The 6532-nt window shown below is 70.7% G+C and carries 7 protein-coding genes and 1 pseudogene; 6 read left to right on the forward strand and 2 right to left on the reverse strand.

All coding sequences use genetic code 11. From position 1 onward, the window contains the following. Positions 1–63: 63 nt before the first annotated feature. From H5J26_RS01965 to H5J26_RS01980, 4 genes are all read left to right on the forward strand, one after another. Positions 64–411: a GntR family transcriptional regulator gene (locus H5J26_RS01965; RefSeq protein ID WP_181763877.1), complete on the forward strand. Its 348-nt coding sequence runs from the start codon at positions 64–66 to the stop codon at positions 409–411. A gap of 22 nt (positions 412–433) precedes the next feature. Then, on the forward strand, positions 434–922 hold the full coding sequence (locus H5J26_RS01970) for a hypothetical protein (RefSeq protein WP_181763878.1): 489 nt from the start codon (positions 434–436) through the stop codon (positions 920–922). Positions 923–1120: 198 nt separating this feature from the next. Then, positions 1121–1792, forward strand: coding sequence for a HEAT repeat domain-containing protein (locus H5J26_RS01975; RefSeq protein WP_181763879.1), 672 nt, complete (start codon positions 1121–1123; stop codon positions 1790–1792). 3 nt (positions 1793–1795) lie between these two features. Then, complete coding sequence (locus H5J26_RS01980; protein ID WP_181763880.1) at positions 1796–2800, forward strand: MerR family transcriptional regulator; 1005 nt, start codon at positions 1796–1798, stop codon at positions 2798–2800. Between the two features lie 220 nt (positions 2801–3020). On the opposite strand, the gene H5J26_RS01985 is transcribed toward H5J26_RS01980, so the two are convergent. Next, positions 3021–4142 carry a hypothetical protein gene (locus tag H5J26_RS01985; RefSeq protein WP_181763881.1) on the reverse strand — a complete coding sequence of 374 codons (1122 nt, stop codon included), beginning with the start codon at positions 4140–4142 and terminating at the stop codon, positions 3021–3023. A 333-nt stretch (positions 4143–4475) separates the two neighbouring features. On the opposite strand from H5J26_RS01985, the gene H5J26_RS01990 reads away from it, so the two are divergent. Then, complete coding sequence (locus H5J26_RS01990) at positions 4476–5306, forward strand: hypothetical protein (protein ID WP_181763882.1); 831 nt, start codon at positions 4476–4478, stop codon at positions 5304–5306. Between the two features lie 4 nt (positions 5307–5310). On the opposite strand, the gene H5J26_RS01995 is transcribed toward H5J26_RS01990, so the two are convergent. After that, positions 5311–5880, reverse strand: a complete 570-nt coding sequence (locus H5J26_RS01995; RefSeq protein WP_181763883.1) for a histidine phosphatase family protein — start codon at positions 5878–5880, stop codon at positions 5311–5313. Positions 5881–6042: 162 nt separating this feature from the next. Between H5J26_RS01995 and H5J26_RS02000 the strand changes: the two are divergent. Further along, positions 6043–6532, forward strand: a pseudogene (locus H5J26_RS02000) (hypothetical protein); the annotation flags it as partial.

Genomic DNA, 6532 nt, shown 5'->3' on the forward strand with positions numbered 1-6532 from the left:
GTCGCGGACCGGGTCCGGTACGGGGTTGACCCAGAGCCTCATAGTGCTAATAGTACTAGCACTATGAGGTGGGTAATCGATCACGCGTCGCGGGAGTTGCTGCAGCACCAGATCGCCAACTGCGTCCGTCAGGACGTGGCTTCGGGTGAGTTGACGGTCGGCGAGCAGCTTCCTCCGGCGGTCGAGCTGGCGGAGGCCTTGTCGGTCGACCGCAACACCGTGCTGGCCGCTTACCGGCAGCTGCGGGACGAGGGCTTGCTGGAGTTCCGCCGGGGGCGCGGGGCGCGGGTCGCGTCCGCCGTTACGGAGCCGGGCCCGGTGACCGAGGCAGCTCAGGCGCTGGTGGCCGTTGCCCGCCAGCACGGGATCGGGCGGAGCGAATTGATCCGCCTCATACAGGAGTTGACGTGACCTACCGAGAGGATGGTGCCCAGTGACGGCATCCGCGTTCGCCGGCCGGGGCCGGTACTCGATCTACACCGGACGGGTCACGAACTGGCCCCTGGTGGTACTCAGCGTCGTGCCGATGGCGCCGCTCCTGGTCATGGGGGGTACGTCGAACGAGAGTTGGGGCGGCTTGGCGGTGCCGCTGTCGGTGGCCGCCGCCGTTGTGCTCGTGAATGCGCTGACCGGGTCGAGCGTGAGGATCGCGGCGGGTCCCAACGGGGTCTCCGTCCGGTTCGGGCTGCTCGGGTGGCCGCGCTGCACCTACGGCCTCGAAAAGGTCGAGCGTGCCGAGGTGATCGATCTCCACCCGTGGTACGTGGCCTTCGGGTTCTGGTGGACCACTCGCCGTACGTATTGCACGGTCCGCTCCGGGCCGACCTTGAAGTTGACCCTTCGTACCGGCAGAACCGTGACCGTCAGCGTGCCGGACGCCCGCGCGGCAGTCGCCGCCATCGACGAGGCCAAATCCGCCTGACTGCGGGACCCGCGGCGCCTACAACGCGGTCCCACCCACGGTTCAGGTCGTGATCCGCCAGCTAAGACTCTCGGTCACAGGCTGCGGCACCCAGGGGCACGCCCGGGAAGCAGCAGGTGACGGGTGACCGCACACCGGAGCGCTGTTTGACCTTGACACGGTGACAGGGCCTTCACTGCCTCCGAGGAGGTGGTCTCGATGACGGTCACGAGACAGGACACGGATGCGATGCGGGCGCTCCAAGGGCTGGAGGACAGCCGTTCATCCGTGCGGCTGCGGGCCGCTCTGGCGGTCGGCACGACGCCTGACCCGCGCTTCGTCGACAAGCTCGTCGAGCGATGCGCGATCGAGCCCGAGTTCTTCGTCCGCGACATGCTGACCTGGGCGCTCACCCGCCACCCGGGGTCCATGACGCTTCCGGTGCTGCTCCGCGAGGTCCGCTCAGGGCGTGGGCAGGCACGGAGCCAGGCTCTGCACACGCTGTCCAAGATCGAGGACCGGCAGGCGTGGCCGGCGATCACACCGGCGGTACTGTCCGACGCCGACGACGAGGTGGCGCGGAGCGCCTGGCGGGCCGCGGTCGTGCTCGTGCCGGAGGGTGAGGAGGCCGCGTTGGCCACGGTGCTGGCGACACAGCTCGGGCGCGGTGAGCGGGAGATGCAGCTGAGTCTCAGCCGGGCGCTGGTCGCACTGGGTGAAGTGATCGTGCCGGCTCTGCGTACTGCGACGATGGCCCCTGACCCGCGCGTGTGCGCACACGCGCTCGCCACGCAACGGCTGCTGCGAGAGCCGGACGCAGGATTCGAGTTCGCGATCGAGGAGGCCAAGCGCATCGTGGCACTCGGCGGGCCCGGCCAGGAGGGGCAATAGGACGTGCTGATCGGTGAGGTGGCGCGACGGTCCGGGGTCAGCGCCCGCATGCTCAGGCACTACGAGTCGCTCGGCCTGGTGCGGCCTGCGAGTCGTACGGGCTCCGGCTACCGGGAGTACTCCGGCGAGGACATCCGGCGGATCTTCCATGTCGAGAGCCTGCGGTCGCTGGGGCTGTCGCTGCGTGAGATCGGGCGCGCGCTCGAAGACCCCGGCTTCACGCCCTCGGCGCTCGTCGGCGACCTCATCCGTCAGACGCACGAACGCATCGCAGCGGAGACCGAGCTGCTCACACGGCTGCGCCGGATCGATGCCGCGGACCTCGCCGGCTGGGAGGACGTCCTCCGGGCCGTCGCGCTCCTCCAGGCACTCGGGTCGAAGAGCGCCGACGCACGGCAGCGCGCCGCCCTTTCGTCGGTCGACGAGGTTCCGGTGCCGGTGGAGGCGTTGGTCGAGGCGGCACTGAGCGAGACGGACCCGAACGTCGCCGGAGCCATTCGATGGGCGCTGGCACGATCGGGCGACGCCGGCTCGGCGCTGCTGGCGGAGGGCATCGGCTCACCGGTGGCCGCGGTGCGGGAGCGTGCCGTTCAGTCCCTCGCCGAGATGCCGGGTGATGTGGCCGCCGCGCAGCTGCGGGACGCTCTCGACAACCACGACGTCGTCGTCCGCGGACATGCGGCTTTGGCTCTCGGGACGCGTGGAGTGGCCGATGCGGCCCCGACCCTCATCGACATGATCGTGGACGGAAGGAACGACACCGATGCAGCCGATGCACTGAGCGTGCTGGCCATCGACGATGCGATGGCGAATCAGATCGCGAACGGGCTCGTCGACCGCCTCGCCCACGACACCACTCAAGGCCCTGCACGCGGACGGCTGACCCAGGCACTGGCGGACATCCCGGGAACCACGGCCTCGCGTGCCCTGGCAGAGCTGTCTCATGACGGGGACCGCGCCGTTGCGCTGACTGCGGCATACCTTCTCCAGCTACGCGCCACCCCGTGACGGATCCCCAGGCGGCCAGGATCATCACGCCGACTGCCCGCACGGGTGGCGGTCCTGCGCCGAAGCACACCTGCACCGCCACCCGCCCGTGGACAGTCGTCCCCTGGATCCAGCCTGAAGATCACAGCCCGCCGGCCTCGGGACGACCTGGCCCCTTCTACGTACCGGACCTCAAAGGCGCCGGGCCTCTGGGCGCCGCCTCACGCACGCAACCGCCGCGTCAACTCCCGTGCCGGTGCGGTGCCTTCGTGCCCGGCGCGGCGCCGACGGCGTCGCAGCGGGGCACGCTGCCGGGCGGCGCACAGTTGGTGGGGGTGTTCTTGAAGACGGTGCTGCGGATGAGGTTCACGTCGAACGGCGGCTGCGCGGGCCCGCTCTTGCTGCTCTTCTGCTTGGCTCCGGAGCCCGGGCCGAGATCGATGCTGAGGGACGGACCGGAGTTCGCGATGCCGCCCCCGGTGGCGGGGCCGCCGTTCGCCGAGTTGTGGCTGACGCTGCTCCGGTAGAGGGTCGTCGGCTCTTCCGAGCCTGCGAAGAGGCCGCCCCCCGATGTCTGCGCGTTGTTGCCCTTGACCTGGGTGAAGTTCAGGCGCAGCGGCCCGGTGTGCTGATCGATGGCCAGCGTGATGATGCCGCCACCGAGGTCGCCGTCGTAGTTGCCGTCGACCGACACGTGGTCCAGCGTGGTCCTGCCTCCGTTCGCGAGGCCGCCTCCCCAGTTCCCTCCGGCGTTGTCGCGCAAGGCGCCGCCCCGCATCGTCATGGTGCCGTTGGTGCCGACGCCGCCTCCCCACACGGCACTGTTGTCCTTGACCGTGGTGTCCTTCAGGGCGAGCGTTCCCAGGAGGTTCGCGATCCCGCCGCCGAGGCCGCTGGAGACGTTGTTCCTGACCGTCACGCCGGTCAGGGTGACGGCGCCGCGTTCGTTCAGGATTCCTCCGCCGTTGCTCCCCGTGACGGGAGCGGACTCACCGCCGCGGACGGTGAGCGACTTCAGGCTGAGGCTGCCGCCCCGCGTCACGTGGAAGATGCGGAAGGCCGGAGATGCCGGAGCCCGCTGGACGATCGTGCGGTCTCCTGAGATCCGTACCTTGCCCGTGATCTCCGGCAGGCCGTCGTCCGTGTTGTCGGCCGACACGAGGGAGTAGACGCAGCGGGAGGCGAGGACGATGCTGCCGCCGCTGCTGTTCGCCGTGCCGATGGCCGCCTTGAGCGCCGCGATGTCGTTGCAGGGGACGCGGATCGGGGCCTGCGCCTGCGCTTGTCCGGTGGGAAGGAGAGTGAGGCACAGGCCGAGGCCGGTGACAGCGGTGACGGTGGCGCGTCTGAGCTTGTCAGTCATGCGGCGTCCCTTGCGCGTGGGGGTGGGGGCGGTCGACCTGGTGACGCCCCGCCCCCGACGGCCTTCGCCTCCGAACGCCGCAGATCGACATTCAGAGATCTATCCGAAGCGCACGGTCCACGCATTTGCGGCTCGGCTGTCTGGCCCGCCACCCCCGGAAAGCCTTCCGGCCGTGCCGCCTGGTCCGACTCGCTGCCGAACACCGCTTCGCCGAGTGCGGACAGCACGGCGGCCCTACGGCGGGTCCCGTACCGCTACGGTGGGCGGCCGATCCGGAGTTGAGGCCGGAGCGGGACGAGCGCCGTCCCGTGCGCGGAAGGGGGGAGCGGACGGATGGGTGACGGGCCACCTGTGCTGTGGCTGGGCGGACCGCCTGGAGCGGGCAAGACGAGCGTCGCCCGGCTGATCGCCCGCCGCCGCGGTCTGCGCTGGTACAACTCCGATGCGCACACATGGGAGCACCGGGACCGGGCCGTTGCGGACGGGCATCCCGGCGCGCTCCGCTGGGAGCGGATGACGCACGAGGAACGCTGGGCGGAAGGGACCGGGGAGCTGCTGTCGATGTCCCTGCATCACGAGCGCGGCCAGATGATCGCCGACGATCTGCGTGCCCTCCCGGCCCGGCCTCTGACCGTCGCCGAAGGATCGCCGGTCACGCCGGCGGTCATGGCCGCACCGGACCGCGCTCTGTGGCTGCTGCCGACGCCGGAACTCCAGCACGCCCGGCTGATCGAGCAGGGCTTGTCACCCGACGGGGGCTTCTTCCGGCTTTACCGCGCCCTGTTCGACGAGATCGAGGCGAAGGTCGAGGCGTCGGGCGCCGCGAAGCTGACCGTCGACGGGTCCTTGAGCGTGGCGGAGACCGTCGCCGAGGTCGAGAGGCGTTTCGCGGGGCCGCTCGCGGAGGGACCGGCGGCCGCCTCGGCCAACGAGCGCCGCGAGCTGCTGCGCTATGCCAACCGCGCGATCGTCTCCCAGCACCTTCAAGCCTTCGCCCGCCCCTGGTCGCGAGGGGATGCGCGGACGGCTGTGCGCGCGTTCGCCTGCGAATGCGGGGCCGAGGACTGCACGCGGGATGTCGAGTTGGCCATCGCCGACTTCCCTGAGCCGCCGGACAGCGGTTCGCCCGCGGTGCTCTTCCCCGGACATCGCCAACAGGCGTGACCCGTCAGGTCTGCAGGTTCACGGACCAGTCCCCCGAGCGTCCCGACAGCGTGACGACGGAGAGCGGGTTGGCGTCGATGTGCCAGTACGCGTGGGGCGGCGCCTTCAGCACGTAGCACAGAGCCGCGCGCATCACCGCGGGCTCCGTGACCGCGACGATCCAAGCGCCTCCGTCCGCAGGACGGGTGTCGAGCCAGGCCCCCACGCGCTGGATGAACTCCAGCAGGGACTCCCCTCCGTGCGGGGCCGTGCGGGGGTCGGCGATCCAGGCGTTCACGGCCTGCGGTTCGCGCGCGGTCACCTCCTGGAGGGTGCGTCCGTTCCAGCGGCCCATGTCGCAGTCGCGCAGTGCGGGCTGCGCGAGCGGTTCGAGTCCGAGTGAGAGCCCCGTCTCGCGGCAGCGGGTGGACGGTGAGCAGTAACGCAGCTCCGCCCTCGCCAGATGCGACAGCGCGCGTCCCTTCCTCTTCACCTGGTGCCGCCCAGCCGGGTCGAGCGGGCGGTTGTCCGCGAACCGCACGTCGAGCACCGAGGAGCTGCGGCTGGAGACCAGCAGGGTGAGGCGAAGAGCCATTCGGCGATCGTAGAACGGCGAGCGCCTGAATTGGCCTGGACCGGTCAGTTTCGCGCAACCCGCCTGCGCATCCGGCTGCACGGACATCCCTGCAGGTCGAGAGAGCGGTGGGAAGATGAGGAGCGGCGACGAAGAAGGTGATATCGGACACAGGAGGACAGCGTGGAGCTGGACGAGGTGTCGGAGGAGCTGTACGGACTGCGGCCGCAGGAGTTCACCGCCGCCCGCAACGACCGCGCGCAGCGCGCCCGGGCAGACGGGCAGCGGGAGCTGGCGGAGAGGATCCGCGCGCTGCACCGTCCGACCCTGGCCGCCTGGGCAAGCAATCTGCTGGTGCGCGAGCAGCAGGAGCAGGTCGCGCCGTTGCTCCGGCTGGGCTCCCAACTCCGAGGTGCGCACCGGAATCTGGACGGGGAGGAGCTGCGCGCCCTCTCGCGGCAGCAGCATCAGCTGGTGAGCGCCCTGGCCCGGCAGGCGGAGCAGCTGGCCTCGGACGCCGGGCAGCCGCTGGGCCCGCAGGCGCAGCAGGAGCTGACCCAGACGCTCCAAGCGGTGCTCGCCGACCCGGACGCCGCCGAGGAGTGGGCGGCCGGGCGACTTTCGAAGCCGCTGGCCGTCCCCGTCGGGTTCGACGCCGCCGCGAGAGAAGCCG

Origin of the sequence: Streptomyces albidus (ex Kaewkla and Franco 2022) (genome assembly GCF_013870515.1) — a bacterium.
Taxonomy (GTDB): domain Bacteria; phylum Actinomycetota; class Actinomycetes; order Streptomycetales; family Streptomycetaceae; genus Streptomyces; species Streptomyces albidus.

Coding starts and splice junctions, on each gene's coding strand:
- H5J26_RS01995 (WP_181763883.1), bottom strand. CDS start 5,880: ATGGCTCTTCGCCTCACCCTGCTGGTCTCCAGCCGCAGCTCCTCGGTG.
- H5J26_RS01990 (WP_181763882.1), top strand. CDS start 4,476: ATGGGTGACGGGCCACCTGTGCTGTGGCTGGGCGGACCGCCTGGAGCG.
- H5J26_RS01965 (WP_181763877.1), top strand. CDS start 64: ATGAGGTGGGTAATCGATCACGCGTCGCGGGAGTTGCTGCAGCACCAG.
- H5J26_RS01985 (WP_181763881.1), bottom strand. CDS start 4,142: ATGACTGACAAGCTCAGACGCGCCACCGTCACCGCTGTCACCGGCCTC.
- H5J26_RS01975 (WP_181763879.1), top strand. CDS start 1,121: ATGACGGTCACGAGACAGGACACGGATGCGATGCGGGCGCTCCAAGGG.